The 26,289-nt window shown below is 54.0% G+C and carries 19 protein-coding genes; 15 read left to right on the top strand and 4 right to left on the bottom strand.

Annotated features, from left to right (window positions below):
- Window positions 1–5 precede the first annotated feature (5 nt).
- Entirely contained in the window at window positions 6–437 is a 432-nt protein-coding gene (gene exbD, locus M2403_RS22920; RefSeq protein ID WP_152324034.1) for a TonB system transport protein ExbD, read from the top strand.
- A 76-nt stretch (window positions 438–513) separates the two neighbouring features.
- Here the strand turns inward: exbD and garD are convergent, their stop codons facing one another.
- A complete protein-coding gene (gene garD / locus M2403_RS22915) occupies window positions 514–2,085 on the bottom strand; it encodes a galactarate dehydratase (RefSeq protein WP_152324033.1) in 1,572 nt (523 codons plus the stop codon).
- Window positions 2,086–2,737: 652 nt separating this feature from the next.
- Between garD and garL the strand changes: the two genes are divergently transcribed.
- The 4 genes from garL (at window position 2,738) to M2403_RS22895 (ending at window position 7,115) form a co-directional block, all read left to right on the top strand.
- Window positions 2,738–3,508 carry a 2-dehydro-3-deoxyglucarate aldolase gene (gene garL, locus M2403_RS22910; protein WP_259231069.1) on the top strand — a complete coding sequence of 257 codons (771 nt, stop codon included), beginning with the start codon at window positions 2,738–2,740 and terminating at the stop codon, window positions 3,506–3,508.
- Window positions 3,492–4,430 (top strand): 2-hydroxy-3-oxopropionate reductase, encoded by a 939-nt coding sequence (garR, locus tag M2403_RS22905; protein WP_259231107.1) that lies wholly within the window; start codon window positions 3,492–3,494, stop codon window positions 4,428–4,430. The genes garL and garR overlap by 17 nt, the downstream gene beginning before the upstream one ends.
- Before the next feature lie 120 nt (window positions 4,431–4,550).
- Window positions 4,551–5,690 carry a glycerate kinase gene (locus M2403_RS22900; protein WP_259231068.1) on the top strand — a complete coding sequence of 380 codons (1,140 nt, stop codon included), beginning with the start codon at window positions 4,551–4,553 and terminating at the stop codon, window positions 5,688–5,690.
- A gap of 117 nt (window positions 5,691–5,807) precedes the next feature.
- Complete coding sequence (locus M2403_RS22895; protein ID WP_259231066.1) at window positions 5,808–7,115, top strand: amino acid deaminase; 1,308 nt, start codon at window positions 5,808–5,810, stop codon at window positions 7,113–7,115.
- A 58-nt stretch (window positions 7,116–7,173) separates the two neighbouring features.
- Here the strand turns inward: M2403_RS22895 and barA are convergent, their stop codons facing one another.
- Window positions 7,174–9,924, bottom strand: a complete 2,751-nt coding sequence (gene barA, locus M2403_RS22890; protein WP_152324028.1) for a two-component sensor histidine kinase BarA — start codon at window positions 9,922–9,924, stop codon at window positions 7,174–7,176.
- Between the two features lie 63 nt (window positions 9,925–9,987).
- On the opposite strand from barA, the gene rlmD reads away from it, so the two are divergent.
- From rlmD to queE, 6 genes are all read left to right on the top strand, one after another.
- Complete coding sequence (gene rlmD, locus M2403_RS22885) at window positions 9,988–11,358, top strand: 23S rRNA (uracil(1939)-C(5))-methyltransferase RlmD (RefSeq protein WP_165061509.1); 1,371 nt, start codon at window positions 9,988–9,990, stop codon at window positions 11,356–11,358.
- Between the two features lie 9 nt (window positions 11,359–11,367).
- Window positions 11,368–13,605, top strand: a complete 2,238-nt coding sequence (relA, locus tag M2403_RS22880; RefSeq protein ID WP_165061511.1) for a GTP diphosphokinase — start codon at window positions 11,368–11,370, stop codon at window positions 13,603–13,605.
- A gap of 80 nt (window positions 13,606–13,685) precedes the next feature.
- Window positions 13,686–14,489: a nucleoside triphosphate pyrophosphohydrolase gene (gene mazG / locus M2403_RS22875; protein WP_165061514.1), complete on the top strand. Its 804-nt coding sequence runs from the start codon at window positions 13,686–13,688 to the stop codon at window positions 14,487–14,489.
- Between the two features lie 349 nt (window positions 14,490–14,838).
- A complete protein-coding gene (gene pyrG / locus M2403_RS22870) occupies window positions 14,839–16,476 on the top strand; it encodes a glutamine hydrolyzing CTP synthase (protein ID WP_152324024.1) in 1,638 nt (545 codons plus the stop codon).
- Between the two features lie 75 nt (window positions 16,477–16,551).
- Entirely contained in the window at window positions 16,552–17,856 is a 1,305-nt protein-coding gene (eno, locus tag M2403_RS22865; RefSeq protein WP_101078452.1) for a phosphopyruvate hydratase, read from the top strand.
- A gap of 165 nt (window positions 17,857–18,021) precedes the next feature.
- The gene (gene queE / locus M2403_RS22860) at window positions 18,022–18,693 is read left to right on the top strand and encodes a 7-carboxy-7-deazaguanine synthase QueE (RefSeq protein ID WP_152324075.1); all 672 of its coding nucleotides are present in this window, start codon (window positions 18,022–18,024) and stop codon (window positions 18,691–18,693) included.
- Window positions 18,694–18,711: 18 nt separating this feature from the next.
- On the opposite strand, the gene queD is transcribed toward queE, so the two are convergent.
- Window positions 18,712–19,071 carry a 6-carboxytetrahydropterin synthase QueD gene (gene queD, locus M2403_RS22855; RefSeq protein WP_120134241.1) on the bottom strand — a complete coding sequence of 120 codons (360 nt, stop codon included), beginning with the start codon at window positions 19,069–19,071 and terminating at the stop codon, window positions 18,712–18,714.
- Between the two features lie 168 nt (window positions 19,072–19,239).
- Between queD and M2403_RS22850 the strand changes: the two genes are divergently transcribed.
- From M2403_RS22850 to M2403_RS22835, 4 genes are all read left to right on the top strand, one after another.
- Window positions 19,240–20,244 (top strand): hypothetical protein, encoded by a 1,005-nt coding sequence (locus M2403_RS22850; RefSeq protein WP_208952043.1) that lies wholly within the window; start codon window positions 19,240–19,242, stop codon window positions 20,242–20,244.
- Window positions 20,245–20,589: 345 nt separating this feature from the next.
- Window positions 20,590–22,392: an NADPH-dependent assimilatory sulfite reductase flavoprotein subunit gene (gene cysJ / locus M2403_RS22845; RefSeq protein ID WP_259231106.1), complete on the top strand. Its 1,803-nt coding sequence runs from the start codon at window positions 20,590–20,592 to the stop codon at window positions 22,390–22,392.
- A 39-nt stretch (window positions 22,393–22,431) separates the two neighbouring features.
- Window positions 22,432–24,168: an assimilatory sulfite reductase (NADPH) hemoprotein subunit gene (gene cysI / locus M2403_RS22840; RefSeq protein ID WP_152324021.1), complete on the top strand. Its 1,737-nt coding sequence runs from the start codon at window positions 22,432–22,434 to the stop codon at window positions 24,166–24,168.
- Between the two features lie 24 nt (window positions 24,169–24,192).
- A complete protein-coding gene (locus tag M2403_RS22835) occupies window positions 24,193–24,930 on the top strand; it encodes a phosphoadenylyl-sulfate reductase (RefSeq protein ID WP_152324020.1) in 738 nt (245 codons plus the stop codon).
- Between the two features lie 160 nt (window positions 24,931–25,090).
- Here M2403_RS22835 and M2403_RS22830 read toward each other — a convergent pair whose 3' ends face one another.
- The gene (locus M2403_RS22830; protein ID WP_259231058.1) at window positions 25,091–26,128 is read right to left on the bottom strand and encodes an aminopeptidase; all 1,038 of its coding nucleotides are present in this window, start codon (window positions 26,126–26,128) and stop codon (window positions 25,091–25,093) included.
- Window positions 26,129–26,289 lie beyond the last annotated feature (161 nt).

Below are 26,289 nucleotides of genomic sequence, written 5' to 3'. Positions count from 1 at the left end.
AGATTATGGCTATTCGGTTAAACGACGATATCGACGAAAGCGGTGAAATGCATGACATCAACGTCACGCCTTTTATCGACGTCATGCTGGTGTTACTGATTATCTTCATGGTGGCAGCGCCGCTGGCTACCGTCGATGTGCGGGTAGACTTACCGGCCTCGACGGCAAAAGCGCAGCCGCGTCCTGAGAAGCCGATCTTCCTGACGGTGAAATCTGACAAGCAGCTGTTCCTCGGCGATAACCCGGTAAACAGCGACAACCTGACCGCGATGCTTGACCAGCGCACGCAGGGTAACAAGCAGAGTACGATTTTCTTCCGTGCGGATAAGACCGTGGATTACGAAACGCTGATGAGCGTGATGGATAACTTGCGTAAAGCCGGTTATCTGAAAGTCGGTCTGGTCGGTGCAGAACAGACCGGTGCTGCGGTGAAATAAATCCTGACGCCCCAGACGCACAAAAACAGAAAAGGCCAGCATTTGCTGGCCTTTTGCTTTCCTGAAACACTAAAACTCAGGTCACCGGCGCCGGGTTAAACACCGCCAGCGCATTGTGGATGCCCCAGGTGTCTGACCAGGTTTTCTTACGGCCGCTGGCGATATCCAGAATAAAGCGGAACAACTCCCAGCCGACGTCTTCGATAGTCGCATCACCGGTTGCGATCGTCCCTGCGTTGATGTCCATCAGGTCATGCCAGCGGTTTGCCAGCGTGGTACGCGTCGCCATCTTAATGACCGGAACTGCCAGCAGGCCGTAAGGCGTACCGCGACCGGTGGTGAACACCTGCACGGTAATGCCTGACGCCAGTTGCTGCGTACCGCAGACAAAATCGCTGGCAGGTGTGGCGGCGTAGATCAAACCTTTTTTCGTCGGACGCTGTCCGGGTGACAGAACTTCCGAGATAGCACTGGTGCCGGATTTGGCGATCGAGCCGAGCGCTTTTTCGACCACGTTCGCCAGACCGCCTTTTTTGTTGCCCGGCGACGGGTTGGCGCTGCGATCGGTCTGGCCCATCGACAGGTAATTATCATACCAGGCCATTTCTTCCAGCAGGCGTTTCCCGACATCCACGTCAGCCGCTCGCGGTGTCAGCAGATGGATGGCGTCGCGGACTTCGGTGACTTCGGAGAACATCACGGTCGCGCCGCAGCGCACCAGCAGGTCCGATGCAAAGCCGACTGCCGGGTTCGCCGTAACGCCCGAGAACGCGTCACTGCCGCCACATTGTGTGCCGACGACCAGATCCGACGCCGGGCAGGTTTCGCGCTGGCGGCTGTTCAGGCGCTGAAGATGGAACTGCGCGACGGTGAGAATATCGTCCACCATCGACTGGAAGCCGACGTGCTGTTCATCCTGCAAACGCACGATGTGGGTGTCATCGAGCGAAATCGCCTGCACGTCCGGCGTACCTTCCAGCAAACGTTCCGGCTGCAATTTCTCGCAACCCAGCCCGACGACCATCACTTCGCCGCCAAAATTCGGGTTCAGCGCCAGATTGTGGATAGTACGGATCGGCACAATGGCCGCGGGCGCGTTGATTGCCACGCCGCAACCGTAAAGGTGATTGAGTGCAACAACGCCGTCGACATTGGGGAATTTTGGTAATAAATCACGCTCGATGATTTTCACCACGTAATCCACTACGCCCGCCACGCAGTGAACGCTGGTGGTGATCCCCAGAAGGTTCTTCGTGCCTACGCTGCCGTCATCATTGCGATAACCTTCGAACGTATAACCTTCCAGCGGCGGCAACGGTTGCGGGACACGTGTCGCCAGCGGCAGACTGTTGAGTTCCGGCGCAACCGGCAGCTCTACCAGGGATTCATCAATCCAGCCGCCTCGCGCGATATCCCGAACGGCATAACCAATGACTTCACCATAACGAATTATATCGCCGCCTTTCGCAATAGGGGTTAAAGCCACTTTGTGGCCTTGCGGGATATGCTCAATTAATTCCAGACCGTTAGAAAATCGGGTGCCGGCTTTTAAACCATTGTCATTAACAATAATAGCAACGTTATCGCTTTCATGAACCTTTATAAAAAGCGCTTCGGTAGCATGTTCTTTATCTTTATTACGTGACATAACTGTCTCCGCTTTATTAAATATCCTGAAAGAAGGCTTCAGGTAATTCTCTGAACGTTACGCTGACACTCTTGCTGTCCGTACGGAAGAGGGAGTTCATTATAAAGGACTGATGCCGGAAGCTCATTGTGCAACTGACCAGCTTTTTGCCCGCAGAGCGTTATTCTGTGGGGCAGGTGACAGATTAAATGTGATGAATATCACCCTTTGATTTGCAGGGATATCCGGTTTTCACAATCTGTGATTCTCCTCCCACGCTGATGTGTGTATGCAAAAGAATAGTCACAATAACATCGTGCATTCTTGTGCGATTGCACAGTGTTATTTTGAGCCCTGTTTTTTATACTGTATTGGCTCTCAGGAAGCATTTTGGAACACCCTGTGGGTTAATTTAACGCAAGGATAAATGCACGAAACGCGGGTTTTATATAAGTTTTTTTCGCAGGAAATAATAGAAAATAGAAAAATAAAACAGTATTCCAAAACTGAATTTTTTCCTGCGAAAAATTTTGCATAAATAGTGTGATGTGCAACATGAGAGTTCAGCTCCGGCCCGATGCTGCTGAACCTAAGCGTCTGAAACTCGAAAACAGTAAATTGCGATGGCGGGTTTTCCGGGCACTCCGGCTCCCGCTCCATAACGAGGTTAGAGATGAGTAATCAAATGATTCCAAACCGGTTTCGCCAGGACTTATTGCAAGGGAAAACCCTGATTGGCTGCTGGTCAGCGCTGTGCAATCCGATCTCCACAGAAGTGCTCGGTGTGGCGGGTTTTGACTGGCTGCTGCTTGATGGCGAACACGCGCCGAATGATGTCACGACGTTTGTTCCGCAGCTGATGGCGCTGAAAGGCAGCCGCAGTGCGCCGGTTGTGCGCCCGCAATTTAATGATCCGGTCGTCATCAAACGCCTGCTGGATATTGGTTTCTATAACTTCCTGATCCCGTTTGTTGAAACACAGGAACAGGCCGAACGCGCCGTGGCGTCTACCCGTTATCCGCCAGCGGGGATCCGCGGCGTTTCGGTTTCTCATCGCAGCAATATGTTCGGCACCGTGCCGGATTATTTCACCAGCATTAACGACAACATCGCGGTTATGGTGCAGATCGAAAGTCAGCAAGGCGTCGACAACCTTGATGTGATTGCGGCCGTTGACGGCATCGACGGCATCTTTGTCGGCCCGAGCGATCTGGCAGCGGCCATGGGACATCTCGGTAATGCCGGACACCCGGAAGTTCAGGCGGCAATCCGTCACATTTTTGAACGTGCAAAAGCACACGGCAAGGCCAGCGGCATTCTGGCACCGGTTGAAGCGGACGCACGTCGCTATCTGGACTGGGGCGCAACCTTTGTTGCCGTCGGTAGTGATTTAGGCGTTTTCCGCGCCGGTACTCAGGCGCTGTGCGATCGCTTTACCCAGTGAACCGGTCTCATCACATCAATATAAAGAGGATACCCGAATGAAAATTGGCTTTATTGGTTTAGGCATCATGGGCAAACCTATGAGCAAAAACCTGCTGAAAGCAGGTTATGAGGTTGTCGTGATGGATCGTAATCAGGACGCGGTCGGCGAAGTGGTGAAACTGGGCGCAACGTCCGCGGAAACACCGAAAGCGGTCGCTGCGCTCTCTGACGTCATCATCACTATGTTACCGAATTCACCGCAGGTCAAAGAAGTGGCGCTGGGCGAAAATGGCCTGATTGAAGGCGCGCGTCCGGGTACGATTTTCATCGACATGAGTTCTATCGCGCCGCTGGCCAGCCGTGAAATCAGCCAGGCGCTGGCCGCGAAAGAAATCGCGATGCTCGATGCGCCGGTTTCCGGCGGCGAACCGAAAGCCATCGACGGCACCATGTCCGTCATGGTCGGCGGAGATAAAACGGTCTTCGAAAAATGCTATGAAATCATGAAATCCATGGCCGGTTCCGTGGTGCATACCGGTGATATCGGCGCAGGAAACGTCACCAAACTGGCGAATCAGGTCATTGTGGCGCTGAACATTGCGGCGATGTCCGAAGCGCTGGTGCTGGCGACCAAAGCGGGCGTGGATCCTGATTTAGTTTTCCAGGCGATTCGCGGCGGTCTGGCGGGAAGTACGGTTCTGGAAGCAAAAGCGCCGATGGTGATGGATCGCAACTTCAAACCGGGATTCCGTATCGATTTGCATATCAAAGATTTAGCCAACGCGCTGGACACTTCTCACGGCGTCGGCGCGCAACTGCCTCTGACCTCGCTGGTCATGGAAATGATGCAGGCACTGAAAGCGGATGGTCACGGGCAATCTGACCATAGCGCCATTGCACGCTATTATGAAACCTTAGCGAAGGTTGAAGTTACCCGTTAGTCTGTGGTGGCAACGTGGCCTAAAATCGTCAAACAGGCCGCGTTTCCCTTCAGGCAGGATGCAAAACTGACAGGACGCTTTTCCACTTCGGCGCGTGCAGTTTATGAAGGTAATGACTTTATGAAAATAGTGATCGCACCGGATTCATACAAAGAAAGTTTGTCTGCTTTGGATGTGGCAAAGGCCATCGAGAGTGGTTTCCGTGAGATTTTCCCCGAGGCGGAGTATGTCAAACTGCCGGTTGCTGACGGTGGTGAAGGCACCGTCGAAGCGATGGTGGCGGCGACCGGAGGCCGCGTGGTTAAGGTGACTGTCACCGGGCCGCTGGGCACGCCACTTGAGGCTTTCTTCGGGCTCTCCGGGGATGAGAAAATCGCTTTCATTGAGATGGCGGCCGCCAGTGGGCTTGAAAGTGTGCCTGCGGCGCAGCGCAACCCCCTCAAAACCACCTCTTTCGGTACGGGCGAGCTGATCCATTCCGCGCTCGACCATGGCGTTAAACATTGCATTATTGGCATCGGCGGTAGCGCCACAAATGACGGCGGGGCAGGCATGATGCAGGCGCTGGGCGCAAAACTGCTGACCAAAGAAGGCAAGCAAATTGGTCAGGGGGGTGGCGAGCTGGAGAAACTGCACCATATCGACATCAGCGAACTGGATCCCAGAATTAAAAAATGCCGCTTTGAAGTGGCCTGTGATGTCACCAATCCGCTGACCGGAAAAGACGGCGCTTCTGCGATCTTCGGGCCGCAAAAAGGCGCGACGCCGGAAATGATCGAACAGCTCGATAGCTATCTGCATCATTATGCGCGGGTGATCAAAAAGGATCTGGGCATTGACGTTGAGCATGTTCCGGGTGCCGGCGCGGCAGGCGGAATGGGCGCGGCGTTGTTCGGATTCTGCCATGCTGAACTTCGTCAGGGTATTGAGATTGTCACGGACGCGCTGGGTCTTGATGCGCTGGTGAAAGACGCCACGCTGGTTATCACCGGCGAAGGGCGCATCGACAGCCAGAGCATCAACGGTAAAGTGCCGATTGGTGTCGCGCGCGTCGCCAAGCGTTATAACAAACCTGTCATTGGTATCGCAGGCAGCCTGACCAAAGATGTGGATGTCGTTTACAGCCACGGACTGGACGCCGTTTTCAGTGTGCTTTACAGCATTTGTACGCTGGATGATGCTCTGAAAAATGCCGCAGACAATCTGCGCAAGTCGGCACGTAATATTGCCGCCACCATTAAGTTATCGCAAAAACTCTGAGCTGAAACGGTCAGTATAAAAAACCGGTGTCCAGGCCCAGCCTGCGCCGGTTTTTGTATTTTATTTGCGGCGATTTTACGTTAGGTTTTAGAGACATTCGCCAATGAGAAAACACGCATGTCAGAGACTGATTTTTCGAAGCAGCCGGTAGAAACTCAAACCAAAGGATTAGGAACGCTGAAAGCCGGTGCGCTGACGGGCGATATCCGCGCGCAGGGCTGGAATATTCTCCGTGAAGACGTCAGCCTGCCGGTCGCCGTTCTGCTTGAAGAGAGAATCGAACACAATCTTTCCTGGATGCGTGAATTTATCCAGCGCTACCGGCTGAAACTGGCACCGCACGGCAAAACGACCATGAGCCCTGAACTGTATCAGCTGCAAACGCAATACGGCGCGTGGGGCATCACGCTGGCAACCGCGCCGCAGGTGAACGTGGCATTTCAGCACGGCGTCCGCAAAGTGATTATGGCGAATCAGCTGGTCGGTAAAGGCAATATGGCGATGATCGCCGGACTGCTGCGCGAAGATCCTGATTTTGATTTCACCTGCATTGTGGATTCAGCCGAAAACGTGAACGCGCTCGGGCACTATTTTGCCGGCCAGCAGCTCAGATTGCGGATCATGTTTGAATACGGGATTGTGGGTGGCCGCACCGGGATCCGCACAGATCAGCAGGAAGCCGACGTACTCGCCGCCGTGAAACGCTGGCCGCAATCGCTGGCGCTGGTGGGCGTTGAACTTTATGAAGGAGTCAGCAACGACGAAGCGGTAATCCGCACTTTTCTGCGTCATGTTCTGGCACGCACCGAAGTGCTGGCGCAGGCCGGGGAATTCGCTGAACCCACGGTGATTTTAACCGGTGCCGGTTCGGCCTGGTTTGACGTAGTGGCGGAAGAACTGACGCGGGAAGATCCGCATCTGGATGCGCAAAAGCGTTATACGCTGGATATCATTTTGCGTTCGGGTTGCTACGTGACGCATGACGTTGGTGCGTATCAGGCGGCGCTGGAACGTATGCAAACCAGCAATCCTGTGGCGCGTGAGATGAACAGCAGTTTACAACCCGCGTTGCAGGTCTGGGCGGCGGTGCAGTCTTTGCCGGAACCGGGCAGGGCGATTATCGCTTTAGGCAAGCGCGATGCGGGTTATGACGCCGGTTATCCGAAAGCCGCCGGGCATTTCCGTCCGCGCAGCGCCACGCAGGCCGGTTACACCACCGTGGTGCCTGCGCCTGAGAACTGGAAAGTTTACGCGATGATGGATCAGCATGCGTTTATGTCGATCCCGGAAAATGCGGATCTGAAAGTCGGCGATATGCTGGTGTTTGATATCTGCCATCCGTGCCTGACGTTCGACAAATGGCGTCAGTTATTGCTGGTTAATGAACAATGGGATGTCACCGGCGCGGTGAAAACCTGGTTCTGATGCGCTGATTTGCAGAAACCAAAACGCCCGGCATGATCGGGCGTTTTATTTTGCGGTTTTACCTCGGCAAATATGCCACCGCAGCCTGTTTCACATTTTCGATTTCGTCGAGCAGCTCGAACCATTCCGGCTCCAGCGCATCGACGCTTACGCCCTGACGCAGTTGTTGTTCGATGTAGAAACAAAGCTGTTTCAGGCGCGGCACGCCGCTGTAGCTGCAACTGCCGTGCAGTTTATGGATAAGCGCCAGAATATCGTTATCCGGCTCGTTACGCGTGATGGCTTCCACCCGTTCGGCCACCTGCGGCAGGAACTCCACCAGCATTTGCAGTAAATCCTGCGCCAGCGCGACTTTATTGGCGGACTGGCTCAGCGCCAGCTGCCAGTCGAGCGTACTGATTGGCGCGAGTTTTTCTTCGGTTTGTAACGGCGAATTCAGCTGCGTCTGATGAGAATGATGACGCGACAGCACATTTTTCAGCATGCTTTCGTCGATGGGTTTCGCCAGATAATCATCCATGCCGAGTTTCAGCAGTTGTTCGCGCTCGCCGCTCAGCGAGTGCGCGGTGACCGCGACGACCGGCGTATTCGCGTGGCGCGCCATCTGGTGAATGATTTCGCTGGCGCGGATACCGTCGATATCCGGCATCTGAATATCCATCAAAATAATATCCAGATCGGTATGACGCGCGACTTCAATCGCTTCCTCACCGCTGTGGCACAGCACGGTGGTTTCCACCAGTTCTTCGAGCAACGCGCCAATCAGTTTGAGGTTCGCCGGGTTATCGTCCACCGCCATTGCGGTCAGCGGCAGGCGCGAAGTCCGGCCTTCTTCGTTGTTAATCACCCTGACCGAGGTCTGTTGTTCTTTAAGCAACAAAGGTAGCAGGCGGATGCTGGACATCGGTTTGATCAGGCAAGCCTGCACGCCGCGTCGTTTCAGTTCTTCGGCATCGACCTGGAACTGGCTCGGCAACGCCAGCAGAAGGTGGCGCGTCATGCTCAGCACTTTTTTCAGTTTGCCGTCGTAATCGGAGAGCGTCTGATCCGGTTTGACCGGAATGCTGCACAGCATCATGTCGTAATACGCATCCGGCAGCGCCGCCAACGTGGTGCGGTGGGTGATATCAAGCGGTGTGGCTTGCAGGATTTCCATCGTGGCTTTCGCCGCCGCCGGGTTGGCTTCGACGTAGGCCAGACGTTTGCCTTCAAGGCCGCTCATAGAAACCGGCGTCACGTGGCGGTTTTCATTGAGTTCCAGCGTGACGTGGAACCAGAACGTCGAACCGCGGTTGATCTGGCTGTAGAAGCTGATGTCGCCGCCCATTTCTTTGACCAGACGCTGAGTGATGACCAGCCCCAGACCGGTGCCGCCGTGACGGCGTGAAATGCTGGCATCTGCCTGACGGAAGGCCTGGAAAAGCTGCGACTGCTGGCGCTCGGAAATCCCGATGCCGGTATCGTGGATCTGCACTTCCAGTTCTACTTGCAAATTATTCTGCGAGCGCAATTCAACATTGATATCAATGTTACCGCTTTCGGTGAATTTAATCGCATTTCCCAGCAGGTTAGTAACCACTTGCTGCATGCGCATCGGGTCGCCGAGAACGTTTTCCGGCACGTTGTTGTGGACGTTCAGCGTCAGCTCCAGCCCCTTATCATGCGCGGTGTGGGCGAGCAGGATCACCACTTCATCGAGCATTTCACGCAGGGCGAAGGGAATATGTTCGAGCACCAGCTTGCCGGCTTCCAGCTTCGAGAAGTCCAGGACGTCATTAATGATGGTCAGCAGGTGATTCGCGGAACGCTCGATGGTTTGCAGGTAATCCGCCTGCGTTGGCGAGAGCGGTGTTTTCAGCGTCTGACGGGTGAAGCCAATCACGCCGTTCAGCGGCGTACGCAGCTCGTGGGACATATTGGCCAGGAATTCAGATTTAATACGTGCGGCTTCCTGCGCACGTTTTTTCGCGAGATCCAGCTCGACGTTCTGGATTTCCATCTGCTCAAGCGTTTCACGCAAATCTGACGTGGCCTGATCGATGTTCTGCTGCACTTCTTCGTGATACGCCGTCAGCGACATCGCCATCGAGTTAATGCCGTTTTTCAGCATGCTCAGCTCGCCCGGCATATTGCCTTCCACGCGGCTGTCGAGCTGGCCGCGGCGGATACGGTCAACCGTATTGACCATATTGCGTATGGGGCCGGTGACGTCGCGCATCAGGCGGTAAGCAAACAGGGTGGCGATCCCCAGACACAGCAACAGCAGCATGGTGGAAACGAACGCTTCCTGATATTGCGCAAGGCGCACGGAACGTAAATCCAGCTCAATGGCGATATAGCCTAGCATGTGTTCCTGAGACAACATGAAAGCTTCATCATCCGTTTCCGTGTGGTTTTCGGCCTGAATCGGCGTGCGCAGGATTAACATATCGCCGGCGCGAACTTTGGTCAGGCTGCGCGGAATATCGTCGACACTTTTCACCTGTAACGGGCTGCCTTCGCGCAGCGAGTTGGAGGTAGCGAACAGTTTGTTGTCGCCGTCGAAAACGCTGATGCTGCGGACAATATCTGAGTGATTGCGGTGCAGGCGGCTGATCAGGCGCTTCACCGGTTCGCGTTCGCGGAACGTCATGCCGTATTCGCTCGCGACCGCCAGAGGTTCGATAATGCTAGCTCCGGCGTCTGTCAGCTGGTTCTGCAACTCGTTGTAGCGGTGCACCACAAAGAAAGTGCTGAGCAGCAAACCGATCATTAACGTCGGTGCCAGAATCAGGATCATCATCCGTGCGCGAAGGCTATATTTGGTCATGAGGTTCCAATGTGGGAGAATTACCTAAAGTAAGCTTAATAAACCAGCGTGCAATCGACAATAATGGCTCAATTCTACTCTCCGAACCGCCGCGTGACGACCCGGCAAACGATAACTGTGACCGCCACCGACCTTGATGCTTTCGGGCAGGGTGTTGCGCGTCACAACGGCAAAGCGGTATTTGTCAGTGGTTTACTGCCTGACGAACAGGCGGAAGTCACTTTAACAGAAGATAAAAGCAAGTACGCCAAAGGGCGTCTGAAACGTTTGCTGAATACCAGTGCCGAGCGCGTAAAACCGCAGTGCCCGCATTATTCGACGTGCGGAGGCTGTCAGCAGCAGCACGCCAGCGAGGCGCTGCAACAGCGCAGTAAAGCGGCGTCATTGTTGCGCCTGATCTCCCGCGAAACTGGCGTGCAGGCGCAGGAACAGCCGGTGATTGCCGGTCCGCAATACGGCTACCGCCGTCGCGCGCGTCTGGGATTACAAATCGCCGGCGTTAAACCGGGACGTAAAGCCGGAACCGTGAACGGTCCGCTGGTGATGGGATTTCGTCAGGAAGGGTCGAACGATCTGGTTGCCATCACAAAATGCCCGGTGCTGCGCCCTGAACTGGAGCAACTGTTGGTGCCGGTGCAGAAATGCCTCTCCTCGCTGACGGCGGCGAAACGCCTCGGGCATCTGGAACTGGTGCTGGCGGATAATGGTCCGCTGCTGGTGCTGCGTCATCTTGATCCGCTCAGTGAAACCGATCGTGCGCGTCTGACAGCATTTGCCGCGCTACATCAGCTGACGATTTTCCTGGCGCCCGACAGTGATACGCTGGAGCGTTTATGCGGCGAGACGCCTTATTACCAGATTGAGGGTTTGAATCTGAAATTTGGTCCGCGTGATTTTATTCAGGTCAATGATGCGGTTAACCAGCAAATGGTGGCACAGGCCTTGCAGTGGCTGGAACTGACACCTGAAGATCGCGTGCTGGATTTGTTCTGCGGGATGGGAAATTTCACCCTGCCGCTGGCAAAAAGAGCTAAGCAGGTTGTCGGCGTCGAAGGTGTTGCTACACTGGTGGCGAATGGGCAAGATAATGCCCGGAATAATGGATTAGATAATGTGTCGTTCTTTCACGAAAATCTGGAAGACGATGTCAGTAAGCAACCCTGGGCGGCGCAAGGCTTCACGAAAGTCCTGCTGGATCCGGCCCGGGGCGGCGCTGCTGGCGTAATGACGCAGATTATTAAGCTTGCCCCGAGGCGCGTGGTGTACGTGTCCTGCAATCCCACGACTTTGGCCCGGGACAGTAAAATTTTGTTGGAGGCGGGTTATCGCTTAGCTCAGGTTCGTATGCTGGATATGTTCCCGCACACCGGGCACCTTGAATCGATGGCTCTGTTTATCAACCCGTCTGATACAGGCGTTGTATCAGAAACGTAGGGAGAGGGTATGGTTGCGGTAAGAAGTGCACATCTGAATACGGCTGGCGAGTTTGCGCTCGACGATTGGATCAACAGTTTAGGGCTGTCCAGCCAGCAATCATGTGAGCGTTTAGCCGAAACCTGGCGCTACTGCGAACAGCAAACGCAGGGCCATCCTGACGCGTCACTTCTGCTGTGGCGCGGTCTGGAAATGGTTGAAATCCTCTCGACCCTCAGCATGGATAACGACAGTATGCGCGCCGCGCTGCTGTTCCCGCTGGTCGATGACGGCATCATCGACGAAGAAACCCTCACGCAGCAATTCGGCAAAGGCATCACGGATTTGGTTCACGGTGTCCGTGATATGGACGCCATCCGCCAGCTGAAAGCCACACAAAACGATTCGATGGGCTCCGAGCAGGTGGATAACGTCCGCCGCATGTTGCTGGCGATGGTGGAAGATTTCCGCTGCGTGGTGCTCAAGCTCGCAGAACGTATTGCGCATCTGCGTGAAGTCAAAGACGCGCCGGAAGAAGAGCGCGTACTGGCTGCAAAAGAGTGTACCAATATCTATGCGCCGCTGGCGAACCGCCTGGGTATCGGCCAGCTCAAATGGGAGCTGGAAGATTTCTGCTTCCGCTATCTGCATCCCGACGAATACAAACGCATTGCCAAACTGCTGCACGAGCGACGTATTGACCGCGAGCAGTACATCGACGATTTTGTCTCGACCGTTAAAAATGCGATGGCGGAAGAGGGCATCAAAGTTGATGTTTATGGCCGCCCGAAACATATCTACAGCATCTGGCGCAAGATGCAGAAAAAATCCCTGTCCTTCGATGAACTCTTCGACGTGCGCGCCGTGCGTATCGTGGTGGAACGTTTGCAGGATTGCTATGCCGCGTTAGGGATTGTGCACACCCATTTCCGCCATCTGCCGGATGAGTTTGACGATTACGTCGCTAACCCGAAACCAAACGGTTATCAGTCGATACATACCGTTGTTTTGGGGCCGCGCGGTAAAACGCTGGAAGTGCAGATCCGTACCCGCCAGATGCACGAAGACGCCGAGCTGGGCGTCGCCGCGCACTGGAAATACAAAGAAGGTACCGCCGTGGTCGGTGGCCGCAGCGGTGGTTATGAAGGGCGCATCGCGTGGCTGCGTAAACTTATCGCGTGGCAGGAAGAAATGGCCGATTCGGGCGAAATGCTCGACGAAGTGCGCAGTCAGGTCTTCGACGACCGCGTTTACGTGTTTACGCCAAAAGGCGATGTTATCGATCTGCCGATGGGCTCCACGCCGCTCGACTTCGCTTATCACATCCACAGTGATGTCGGTCACCGGTGTATCGGGGCAAAAATCGGCGGGCGTATCGTGCCGTTTACCTATCAGTTGCAGATGGGCGATCAGATTGAAATCATCACCCAGAAGCATGCGAACCCAAGCCGCGACTGGCTGAACCCGAGCCTCGGTTATGTCACTACCAGCCGCGGGCGTTCTAAAATCCAGAACTGGTTCCGTAAGCAGGATCGCGATAAGAACATTATTGCCGGTAAACAAATCCTCGACGATGAACTGGACCGGCTGGATATCAGCATCAAAGATGCCGAGAAACTGCTTCTGCCGCGCTACAACGTGAACTCGCTCGACGAGGTTCTGGCCGCGATCGGTAACGGCGATATCCGCATCAACCAGATGGTTAACTTCCTGCAATCGCAGCTGAAAAAGCCGAGCGCGGAAGAACTGGATAAAGAAGCGCTGCGCCAGCTGACGCAGAAAACCACGCCACCACCGACGCGTACCAAAGATAATGGCCGCGTCGTGGTCGAAGGCGTGGGCAATCTGATGCACCACATTGCCCGTTGTTGCCAGCCAATTCCGGGCGATGAAATCGTCGGCTACATCACGCAGGGGCGCGGGATTTCCATCCACCGCGCCGATTGTGATCAGCTGGAAGATTTGCGCTCGAATGCGCCGGAACGCGTGGTAGACGCCGTGTGGGGCGAAAGCTATTCCAGCGGCTATTCACTGGTGGTGCGTGTGGTCGCGAACGACCGCAGCGGGCTGCTGCGTGATATCACGACTATTCTGGCCAACGAAAAAGTGAACGTGCTCGGCGTAGCCAGTCGCAGTGATACCAAGCAGCAACTGGCAACCATCGATATGGATATCGAAATCTACAACCCTCAGGTTCTGGGGCGCGTGATTGCCAAACTGAATCAGCTTCCTGACGTTATTGAAGCGAAGCGACTGCACGGTAGTTGATTATCTTTATCTCAAGGCCCGCCAGTCGGGCCTTTTCTATTTTTATTCCGCCAGAAAAAATTTTAAAACGGACGGGCGCCATGACTGAAACTCCTTTGCAACGTTTGCTCACCATCATGAAAACTCTGCGTGACCCCCAAGCCGGTTGCCCCTGGGATAAAGAGCAGACATTCGAGACTATCGCGCCATATACGCTGGAAGAAACCTACGAAGTGCTGGACGCGATTGCCCGCAAAGATTACGCCGATGTGCGCGACGAACTGGGAGATCTGCTGTTCCAGGTGGTGTTCTACGCGCAAATGGGCAGCGAGCAGGGATTGTTTGAATTTGACGATATCTGCAACGCCATTTCAGACAAATTAGAGCGCCGCCATCCGCAGATCTTTGGCACTGAAGCGGCCTGGTCGAAAGAGGCCAGCAGCAAAGACGTGCTGGTAAAATGGGAAGCGCGTAAGGCGCAGGAGCGGGCGGAAAAATCCCTGCATTCCGCGCTCGATGACATTCCGTCTGCTCTGCCAGCGCTGATGAAAGCACACAAAATTCAGAAGCGCTGTTCCAATGTCGGCTTCGACTGGACGACGCTCGGGCCGGTGCTCGACAAAGTGTACGAAGAAATCGACGAGGTGATGTTTGAAGCGCGTCAGGCCGTGATCGACGAGGAAAAACTGGGTGAGGAGATCGGCGATCTGCTGTTCGCGACCGTTAATCTTTCACGTCATCTCGGCCATAAAGCGGAAGATGCATTGCAGGCCGCTAACCGCAAGTTTGAGCGTCGTTTCCGGCAGGTTGAGGAGATTATTCGCAGCAAAGGGTTAAATATGGAAGACGCCACGCTAGAACAGATGGAAGCTGCCTGGCAGCAGGTGAAAAAGCAGGAAGACTGAGATCGGCGAATACGACTTTGATCGGCGACAAGATCTGACAATGCTGAAACGGTTAAGCTCAGTGTCATTCAGGGGCTAAAACGCTGATCTGCGAGCATTAAAGTCCAACAAATTGAAATCTAAGATGTTTTAGTGAGTTATGCGAACAGTAATGCATGTTTTATCAGCTAACTGTTTGTTTTTGAAAGACTGAGAGGGAAGGGCTGAAAGGCAAAACCCTTCTGAACTGACGGCAAGGAAACGATGATGGACAGCAAAACGATTATTTGTGGCGCACACAAGGTTCCGGTATACTGTTTTCCCGTCTTGGTTACTCCATCATCTTTAAACCTAACCTCTCAGGTTCAGCATGACAACTAATTATATTTTTGTGACCGGCGGGGTCGTATCCTCTCTGGGTAAAGGCATTGCCGCAGCCTCTCTGGCGGCTATTCTCGAAGCCCGTGGCCTCAACGTGACCATCATGAAACTGGACCCGTATATCAACGTGGATCCGGGTACGATGAGCCCGACTCAACACGGCGAAGTCTTCGTTACCGAAGATGGCGCTGAAACCGATCTCGATCTGGGTCACTACGAGCGTTTCATCCGCACCAAGATGACTCGCCGCAACAACTTCACCACAGGCCGTATCTATTCTGACGTGCTGCGCAAAGAGCGCCGCGGCGATTATCTCGGCGCGACCATTCAGGTTATCCCGCACATCACCAACAACATCAAAGAACGCATCATTGAAGGCGGCGAAGGCCACGATGTCGTGCTGGTTGAAATTGGCGGTACTGTCGGTGATATCGAATCCCTGCCGTTCCTGGAAGCGATTCGTCAGATGGCGGTTGAAGTGGGCCGTGAACATACGCTGTACATGCACCTGACCCTGGTGCCGTACATGGCCGCTGCCGGTGAAGTGAAAACAAAACCGACTCAGCATTCTGTGAAAGAACTGCTGTCTATCGGTATCCAGCCAGACGTGCTGATCTGCCGTTCTGACCGCGCTGTTCCTGCCAACGAACGTGCAAAAATTGCGCTGTTCTGCAACGTGCCGGAAAAAGCGGTTATCTCCCTTAAAGATGTTGATTCCATTTATAAAATCCCGGCCCTATTGAAATCTCAGGGTCTGGACGACTATATTTGTAAACGTTTCAGCATCAACGCGCCGGAAGCCAATCTGTCCGAGTGGGAACAGGTTGTTTACGAAGAAGCTAATCCGGGCGGTGAAGTCACCATCGGTATGGTCGGTAAGTACATTGAGCTGCCAGACGCGTATAAGTCTGTGATTGAAGCGCTCAAACACGGTGGCCTGAAAAATCGTCTGACCGTGAACATTAAACTTATCGATTCACAGGATGTCGAAACCCGTGGCGTCGAAGTGCTGAAAGGCCTGGACGCAATCCTAATCCCGGGTGGCTTCGGTTATCGTGGTGTGGAAGGGAAAGTCGCGACAGCCCGTTATGCGCGTGAAAACAACATTCCTTATCTGGGTATTTGTCTGGGTATGCAGGTTGCGTTGATTGAGTTTGCCCGTAACGTTGCGGGTATGGATAACGCCAACTCAACGGAATTTGTGCCAGACTGTAAGTTCCCGGTAGTCGCCCTCATCACTGAATGGCGCGATGAAGAAGGTAACGTCGAAGTACGTTCCGAAGACAGTGATTTAGGCGGAACCATGCGTGTAGGTGGTCAGCAATGTCACCTGAACGAGGGTAGCCTGGTTCGCGAGATGTACGGCGAGCCGACAATAGTTGAACGCCATCGTCACCGTTACGAAGTGAACAATATGCTGCTGAAACAAATCGAAGCCGCAGGTTTACGCGTAGCCGGTCGCTCTGGCGATAAGCAACTGGTGGAAATTATCGAGCTGCCAAACCATCCGTGGTTTGTTGCTTGCCAGTTCCATCCAGAATTTACGTCTACGCCGCGTGATGGTCATCCGTTGTTTGCAGGCTTCGTGAAGGCTGCCGGTGAGTATCAGAAGCGTCAGGTAAAATAAAATACAGGGGAAACGACGTGTCGCAGATGCGTCGTTTGTCTGAAGCTTTAGTTAACTTGTACTGAGGAAATCCTAATGTCCAAAATCGTTAAAGTCATCGGTCGCGAAATCATCGATTCACGTGGTAACCCGACTGTAGAAGCTGAAGTTCATCTGGAAGGTGGTTTTGTTGGTCTGGCTGCTGCGCCATCAGGTGCTTCTACCGGTTCCCGCGAAGCGCTGGAACTGCGTGACGGTGACAAATCCCGTTTCCTGGGCAAAGGCGTTCTGAAAGCCGTTGCTGCTGTTAACGGTCCAATTGCTCAGGCTGTATTGGGCAAAGACGCAAAAGACCAGGCTAACATCGATAAAATCATGATCGACCTGGACGGTACCGAAAACAAATCTAACTTCGGTGCTAACGCGATTCTGGCTGTTTCCCTGGCTGCTGCTAAAGCGGCTGCTGCTTCTAAAGGTCTGCCACTGTACGCTCACATCGCAGAACTGAACGGTACCCCAGGCAAATACTCTATGCCACTGCCTATGATGAACATCATCAACGGCGGCGAACACGCTGATAACAACGTTGATATTCAAGAGTTCATGATTCAGCCTGTTGGCGCGAAAACGCTGAAAGAAGCCATCCGTATGGGTTCTGAAGTTTTCCACACCCTGGCTAAAGTTCTGAAATCTAAAGGCATGGGTACTGCTGTTGGTGACGAAGGTGGCTACGCGCCAAACCTGGGTTCTAACGCAGAAGCTCTGGCTGTGATCGCTGAAGCGGTTAAAGCAGCAGGCTACGAACTGGGCAAAGACATCACCCTGGCGATGGACTGTGCGGCATCTGAGTTCTACAAAGATGGCAAATACGTTCTGGCTGGCGAAGGCAACAAAGCATTCACTTCTGAAGAGTTCACTCACTTCCTGGAAGACCTGACTAAACAGTACCCAATCGTTTCTATCGAAGACGGTCTGGACGAATCTGACTGGGCTGGCTTTGCTTACCAGACTAAAGTTCTGGGCGACAAAATCCAGCTGGTGGGTGACGATCTGTTCGTAACCAACACCAAGATCCTGAAAGAAGGTATCGACAAAGGTATCGTTAACTCCATCCTGATCAAATTCAACCAGATCGGTTCACTGACCGAAACTCTGGCTGCGATCAAAATGGCTAAAGATGCTGGCTACACTGCCGTTATCTCTCACCGTTCAGGCGAAACTGAAGATGCAACCATCGCTGACCTGGCGGTCGGTACTGCTGCTGGCCAGATCAAAACCGGTTCTATGAGCCGTTCTGACCGTGTTGCTAAATACAACCAGCTGATCCGTATCGAAGAAGCGCTGGCGGCACAGGGTACTCCTGCTCCGTTCAACGGTCTGAAAGAAGTTAAAGGTCAGTAATTACTGCCCTGTAACGCTTTCTTAAAAACCCGCTCCGGCGGGTTTTTTTATGCCTGAAAAATGGTGTCGGGCAAATCTGCCATACTCATTTACAGCACAAGTTTGGCCTCACCCGTCTTATCTGTGATAATGCGCGCTGATTTTTTAGAGATGACTGAGAAAACGATGCAGTACCCGATTAATGAGATGTTCGAAACCCTGCAAGGGGAAGGTTATTTTACCGGCGTGCCGGCGATTTTTGTGCGCCTGCAAGGCTGCCCGGTGGGTTGCAGCTGGTGCGACACCAAACACACCTGGGATAAAATTGCCGATCGGGAAGTCGATATGCAGCGCATTCTGGTCAAAACCGAAGAGAGTGATGCCTGGGGTAACGCGACGTCAGAACAGTTGCTGGACGTCATTGCACAACAGGGTTACACCGCCCGTCACGTGGTGATCACCGGCGGCGAGCCGTGCATTTATGACCTGACCGAGCTGACCTCTTTGCTCGAGAAAAACGGCTTCAGTTGTCAGATTGAAACCAGCGGCACGCATGAAGTGCGTTGTTCAGTGAATACCTGGGTCACCGTTTCACCTAAAGTGAATATGCGTGGCGGGTACGACATTCTGCCGCAGGCGCTGAAACGTGCTGATGAAGTGAAACATCCGGTGGCGCGTCAGCGTGATATCGACGCACTGGAAGCATTGCTGGAAACGCTGACCGACAGCAAATCACGCATTATCGCGTTGCAGCCTATCAGCCAAAAAGAAGAAGCCACCAGACTGTGCATTGCGACCTGCATTGCAAAGAACTGGCGGCTGTCGATGCAGACCCATAAATACTTAAATATCGCCTAAATAGCGATATCGGGTGGATCAGCCTTTATAGACGCAACCCGCTGTGCAAGTTTCTTTCACGCGCACGGCGGAAAGTAAAGGCAGCTTCGGCTTCATCTCATTCCAGATCCATTCCGCCAGCACTTCGCTGGTTGGGTTTTCCAGGCCCGGAATATCATTCAGATTATAATGATCGAGGCGGTCCAGCGTCGGGTTGAATGCAGCTTTCAGATCGGCGAAATCCATTACCCAGCCTGTGTGCGGATCCACTTCACCGGTGATTTCTATACGAACGGTAAAAGAGTGGCCATGCAACCGGCCGCATTTGTGTCCGGCAGGGACGTGCGGTAAATGGTGTGCGGCTTCGAACTGAAAATCTTTAAATAATGTGGTGGTCATGAGGCTGTCTCGTTGCTCGAAAAAACGCGGCATAGTACCGGAATACCGGCTTACGTGCCATGACTTAACTGCGCTTTTCTTCACCAAATCCTGACTTTTACTCTCTTTACTCCGCCCGCATTGCTGGCTTACAGTGAGCCGGTAGAAACTAACCTGTTGAGATAGTGAATGATTACTGTGCTTCGTTGCGCTGTTCTGGCGCTGTTGTTCTCTGCCAGCGTGCAGGCAGAAACCACGGCTCCCCCACAGGAAGCCGCGCCCGCCGCGGCTAAAACCGTTCAGCCTGCGGCAAAAGTGCCACCGGTCGCCAAAACGGCTATACCGAAAGCTCCGCTGATATTCCCGCCGGGTGCCGGTGTCATGCATGTTCCTCTGGCTCAGAGTAAAAAGACGCTGGAAGTCTTCACCTACCAGCCCGCAGAGGCTGATGAAAATACGCCGGTAGTGATGGTCATGACCGGCGTTGACCGCAACGCGGCAACCTACCGTAATGACTGGATAACCGTTGCAGATCAGTATCATTTGCGCGTTATCGTGCCGCATTTCAGCGAACAGGAATTCCCGGGCGCGGCGGGGTACAACCTTGGAAATCTGGTGGACAGCAAAACGCACCGCCGTCTGCCTAAATCTCAGTGGGCGTTCAGCATGGTCGATAATCTGTTTACGACGTTGCAAAAGCAGGGCGTGACTGGCCAGAAGCAATACTATTTGTTCGGGAACAGCGCGGGCTGCCAGTTCGTTCACCGCATGCTGACGTTATTGCCTGAGCCGAATGTCAAAGCTGCCGTCTGCGCTGCGGCCGGCTGGTGGACATTGCCGGATACCGATCAGCGCTGGCCGTATGGTTTGCGTGAAGCGCCAGTGGCGGTAAACCAGCAACAGCTCAATGATTATTTTGCGAAACCGGTGCTGATTGCCGTGGGCGCTGAAGATGACGATCCGGAAAATCATCTGCTGCGTAAATCCAAACAGGCGATGGCGCAGGGGACTAACCGGCTGGAACGTGCAGAAAGCTATTTCACCACATCCCAGCAGCGTGCCGAACAGAACAATACGCCGTTCAACTGGCACTTTATGGACCTCTCTGACATCGGCCACAGCGGCAGTAAAATGTCGGTCTTTGCCGCCGGCCAGTTTGCGTGGTTCGAGCAGCATAACGCCTTCCATCTCTGAGACTTGAGCGTAAAAGCCGTGTCCTGAAAAAATTTCATCACCCCGCTCCGGCGGGGTTTTTCTTTTACTTTCCGTCACTTTGAAAATGCCCGCGAAGTGTGTGGGAAATTTCATAGCGATTTCAGTACGATAAAAAACTCCCTTTACCACTTTTTCAGATAGAACTTACCGCTAAATCCTCTTAGTCATTTTGGTTATTTATTATTTCCATCACTTCTTTAATTGTTATTATCCGGCTCGTTAACCTTACACTTTCTGAAGGTCTTTTCCGCGCGTAGGTATCCCCTGAAAGCCGCTGAAGGCCGGATTGATGACTGGCTTATGCATAAGGGAATTCGTACTGCGATGACGACTCAGGCTCCTCCAATTTCACTGCTCCCGCTGACCCCCGAGCAACTGGCACGACTTCAATCGGCAACGAGTGATTATTCACCGACTCAGATGGCCTGGCTTTCCGGTTATTTCTGGGGGATGGTTAACCAGCAACCGGGCGCTGTGGCCGCGCCGGCACCGGTGCCGGCAGCAGCATCGATTACCTTGATTTCTGCCTCGCAAACCGGCAATGCCCGCCGCGTGGCCGAACAGTTACGTGATGACCTGATTGCCGCAAAACTGAATGTGAATCTGGTGAATGCCGGTGATTACAAATTCAAGCAAATCGCGCAGGAAAAACTGCTGCTGATTGTGGCGTCGACGCAGGGCGAAGGCGAGCAGGCTGAAGAAGCCGTCGCGCTGCATAAATTCCTGCAATCCAAAAAAGCCCCAAAATTCACGGACACGGCTTTTGCGGTGTTCGCGCTTGGCGATACCTCTTATGAGTTCTTCTGCAAGGCCGGTAAAGACTTCGATACGCGTCTGGGCGAACTGGGCGCGGAGCGTCTGTTAGACCGCGTAGATGCGGACGTTGAATATAAAGAGACTGCCGCCGGATGGCGCAAGCGCATAGTTGAAGTGCTGAAACAGCGCGTACCAGCAGACACTTCCGCGCAAGCCGCGCCGACGCTGGCGGGCAGTGTAAATCAGATCGACAGCAGCCCGTATACGAAAGAAGCACCGCTGACGGCGACGCTGGCGGTGAACCAGAAAATCACCGGCCGCGATTCGGATAAAGATGTGCGTCATCTGGAAATCGATCTCGGTGATTCTGGTCTGCGTTACCAGCCGGGCGATGCGCTGGGGATCTGGTTTGAAAACGATCCGCAGCTGGTGCAGGAAGTCGTGGAACTGCTGTGGCTGAAAGGCGATGAGACGGTCGGCATCAACGGCAAATCAATGCCGCTGTCTGAAGCCCTCCAGCATCATATCGAGCTGACGCAAAACACCACGCCAATCATTGAGAAATACGCCGCGCTTTGCCGCGACGAACATCTGACCGGATTGCTGGCCGACAAACCTGCGCTTTTGCAATACGCGCAAACCGTGCCGTTTGTTGACATGGTGCGCCGGGCACCGACTGAACTCGACGCTCAGCAACTGGTGGATTTACTGCGTCCGCTGACGCCGCGCCTGTATTCGATTGCCTCGTCACAGGCCGAAACCGAATCCGAGGTGCATATCACCGTCGGCGTTGTGCGTTATGACATTGATGGCCGTCCGCGTTCCGGTGGTGCATCAGGTTATCTGGCTGACCGTCTGGAAGAAGACGGCGAGGTGAAAGTCTTCATCGAGCACAACGACAATTTCCGTCTGCCAGCAAATCCTGAAACGCCGGTCATTATGATCGGGCCGGGCACCGGGATTGCGCCGTTCCGCGCGTTCATCCAGCAGCGTGATAACGACGGCGCCAGCGGCAAAAACTGGCTGTTCTTCGGCAATCCGCACTTCACCGACGATTTCCTTTATCAGGTGGAATGGCAGCGCTACGTGAAAGACGGCCTGCTGACCCACATCAGTCTGGCGTGGTCACGTGATCAGGCGGAAAAAGTTTACGTACAGGACAAGCTGCGCGAGAGCGGCGCTGAAGTCTGGCAATGGTTGCAGGAAGGCGCGCACGTCTATGTTTGCGGCGACGCCAACCGTATGGCGAAAGACGTAGAGCAGGCGCTGCTGGAGATTATTGCCGAATATGGCGTGATGGATCTGGAAACCGCCGACGAATATCTCAGCGAGTTGCGTCTGGATCGCCGCTATCAGCGTGACGTTTACTAATCTGGCGTTTATAAAAATTAGAGCGATGAGTAAAAACTTATGAGCAAAAAGTTGTGGAGTGAACTCAATCCCGGCCCCGGTCCGCTGATTGTCGATGCGCCTCTGGCCGACGCCGAACGCCTGAAAAAGGAAAGTCATTTCCTGCGCGGAACCATTGCCGATGATTTAAAAGACGGCCTGACCGGCGGTTTCAACGGTGACAATTTCCTGTTGATCCGTTTCCACGGCATGTACCAGCAGGACGACCGCGATATTCGTGCTGAACGTGCTGAGCAAAAGCTGGAGCCGCGTCACGCCATGATGCTGCGTTGCCGTCTGCCGGGCGGGGTGATGACGCCTGCGCAATGGCTTGGCATCGACAAATTTGCCGAAGACAGCACGATCTACGGCAGCATCCGTATTACTAACCGTCAGACATTCCAGTTCCACGGCATTCTGAAACCGAACGTAAAACCGGTGCATCAGTTGCTGAATAAACTCGGCCTGGATGCACTGGCGACCGCCAACGACGTTAACCGTAACGTGCTATGTACGTCGAATCCGGTGGAGTCTGAACTGCATCAGGAAGCGTATCAGTGGGCGAAGAAAATCTCCGAACATCTGCTGCCGCGCACCCGTGCTTACGCCGAAGTCTGGCTCGATCAGGAAAAAGTCGAAACCACTGACGAAGAACCGATTCTGGGCGCGACTTATCTGCCACGTAAATTCAAAACCACCGTGGTGATCCCGCCGCAAAACGATGTTGATCTTCATGCGAACGATCTGAACTTCGTGGCGATTGCTGACAACGGTAAACTGATCGGTTTTAACGTACTGGTCGGCGGTGGTCTTTCTATCGCACACGGCGATAAAGCGACTTACGCCCGTACCGCCAGCGAGCTGGGCTTTATCCCGCTGGAGAAAACGCTGGCCGTAGCCGAAGCCGTGGTGACCACGCAGCGGGACTGGGGTAACCGTACCAACCGTAAAAACGCCAAAACGAAATACACGCTGGAACGCGTTGGCGTGCCGGTATTCAAAGCTGAAGTGGAAAAGCGCGCGGGAATTCAGTTCGCTGAAATCCGCCCTTACGAATTCACCGGCCGCGGCGATCGTATCGGCTGGGTGAAAGGCATCGACAAACAGTGGCACCTGACCCTGTTTATCGAAAATGGCCGTATTCTGGATTATCCGGGCAAGCCGCTGAAAACCGGTCTGGCAGAAATTGCTAAGATCCACAAAGGCGATTTCAGGCTAACTGCTAACCAGAACCTGATCGTGGCCGGTGTCGCCGAAAAAGACAAAGACGCGATAGAAACGCTGGCGCGTAATCACGGCCTGATCGACGACGGTGTTACCGAGCAGCGTAAAAACTCAATGGCCTGCGTGTCTTACCCGACGTGTCCGCTGGCGATGGCGGAAGCTGAACGTTTCCTGCCGGAGTTTGTGACCAAAGTGGAAGGCATCATGCACGGTCATGGCGTAGGCGATGAACACATCGTTCTGCGCGTGACGGGCTGCCCGAACGGTTGTGGCCGTGCACTGCTGGCGGAAATTGGTCTGGTGGGCAAAGCCCTCAACCGTTATAACCTGCACCTCGGCGGTAACCGCGCCGGGACGCGCATTCCGCGGATGTACCGCGAAAATATTTCAGACGCAGAGATCCTGACAATCATCGACGAACTGGTAGGGCGCTGGGCAAAAGAGCGCGAAACTGGCGAAGGTTTTGGTGATTTCGTGATCCGCGCGGGGATCATCAGACCGGTGCTTGATCCGGCCCGTGATTTCTACGATTAACCGTTACGACTGACAGGAGGCACCATGAGTTCATTGAATCTGACTCTGGCCGAACTGAACGACATGCCGAAGTCCGGACAGGCCCTGGCGCTGGCGGAAATTAACGTCAGCCTTGAAAAACTGTCTGCACAGGAGCGTGTGCAGTGGGCACTGGAGAATATGCCCGGTGAATTTGCGTTGTCCTCCAGCTTTGGTATTCAGGCGGCCGTGAGCCTGCATCTGGTGACGCAGCAGAAACCGGACATTCCGGTGATCCTCACGGATACCGGTTATTTGTTCCCGGAAACCTACCAGTTCATTGATTCGTTAACTGAGCAGCTCAGCCTGAACTTGAAGATCTTCCGTGCGGAGCAATCGCCTGCCTGGCAGGAAGCGCGTTACGGCAAACTGTGGGAGCAGGGCGTCGAAGGCATTGAGAAGTACAACCACCTCAATAAAGTTGAGCCGATGAATCGTGCGATTCAGACGCTCGGCGTGCAGACCTGGTTCGCCGGTCTGCGTCGCGAACAGTCCGGCAGCCGTGCGCATCTGCCGGTTCTGGCGGTTCAGCGTGGTGTGTTTAAAATCCTGCCGATCATTGACTGGGATAACCGTCAGGTCTTCCAGTACCTGAAAGAACATGGCCTCAGCTACCATCCGCTGTGGGATCAGGGCTATCTTTCCGTCGGCGATACCCATACCACGAAAAAGTGGGAAGAAGGGATGAAGGAAGAAGAAACGCGTTTCTTTGGGCTTAAACGAGAGTGCGGCCTGCACGAGTAAATCCCCGTCATACTTCGAGTTGCAGATGCGTTGGCTGCGTGCACATACCCCGGTCACATGGTTATCTATGCTCAAGGGGATGCGTTTACTTGCCGCCTTCCTGCAACCCGAATTATTTAGGGGATTCCTGTTATTAGCGTCTCTACGACTCTTCTTTAAATCAGGCGTGTTTCGCCGGTTTCGCCAGATCCCTGAGCAGCGGGAACAACACTTTCACGGTATCCCGCGAGCGTTTTTCAATGCGGCCCGGCAGCGCGGTATCGAGATATTGCAGGTTATCGAACTGGCTCTGATAGCGGGTTGTGCCCAGCGGGAAGTGGCTGCTGACGGCGCGTTGTTGCTCGCCATCTTTCTTGCCTAATGCATAATTCGTGGCCGTCACGTTCAGCAGCGGTAATCGCGCTTCATCCAGTGCGCCGATGCCGTCGCAGCAATGCGTATTGTCATGGCTTTCCGCCGGGATCCCCAGACTGTGCGCAATCTTGATGGCGCGGACGCGGGTTAGTTTTGCCACCGCCGCAGAGGTATTCACGCCGCTGTTGAAATACAACCGGTCGCCGGTAATCAGTGAATTCAGATTGATCACCAGCAGTGTGTTTTTCTTCTCTTCAGCGCTCATGCGGTTCACAAAATCCTCCGCACCTTTCGCACCGGTTTCTTCGGCACTCAGCGCCACAAAGCGCAGACTGTAATGTGTGGGAATGGCCTGCATGCGTTCGGCCAGCTCAAGCATCACACCGACGCCTGACGCGTTATCATCCACACCCTGCAAGGTCAGGCCGCCGAGATTATGGTTGGTGTCGCTGTCGCTTTGCGGCATATAAGTATCAAAGTGCGCCATCACAATAATCTGCTGCGGAACGTCGCCGGGGCGCGCGGCAATAACGGACGTGGCGTGAATATTCTGCCAGTTTTTTTTGCCGTCGTTGCTGGTGTACAGATAGCGGGTATCGAATCCGCGCAGATCGCTTTTATACCCTAATTTATTGAATTGCTGATTCAGATAATCTGCCGCGATAAGTTCAGCAGGGCTGCCTGCCATGCGTCCCGGAAAATAGGTTGCGATATGACGAATTTGCTGACTGGCGATTTCACCCATCGCCGGAAGTGGCGACGAAGCAGCCACCGCATGACTCATTAAGACGCCGCTCAACCCGATGGCGAGCAGCGTCCGCTTCATGCGTAAAAAAGAAAACATAGCCAAAAATCCTTGTTTGCGGGTCAAAATGACCGGAAAGGGCACTACACCTGACAGGCCGCGTGTGGCGGTCTTTGTGGGCGATATAGTATGCGATTGTCCGCGCTAATAGACAATTTCCCGTTATCTCAAACCGCTCTTTTTGTCGCCCGGAACAGCCG

The sequence above is a fragment of the Rahnella sp. BIGb0603 genome (genome assembly GCF_024808755.1).
In the GTDB taxonomy this organism is placed as follows: Bacteria; Pseudomonadota; Gammaproteobacteria; order Enterobacterales; family Enterobacteriaceae; genus Rahnella; species Rahnella contaminans.
The sequence above is the reverse complement of the archived record's forward strand: the minus strand, read 5'-3'. Positions and strand labels throughout refer to the sequence as shown.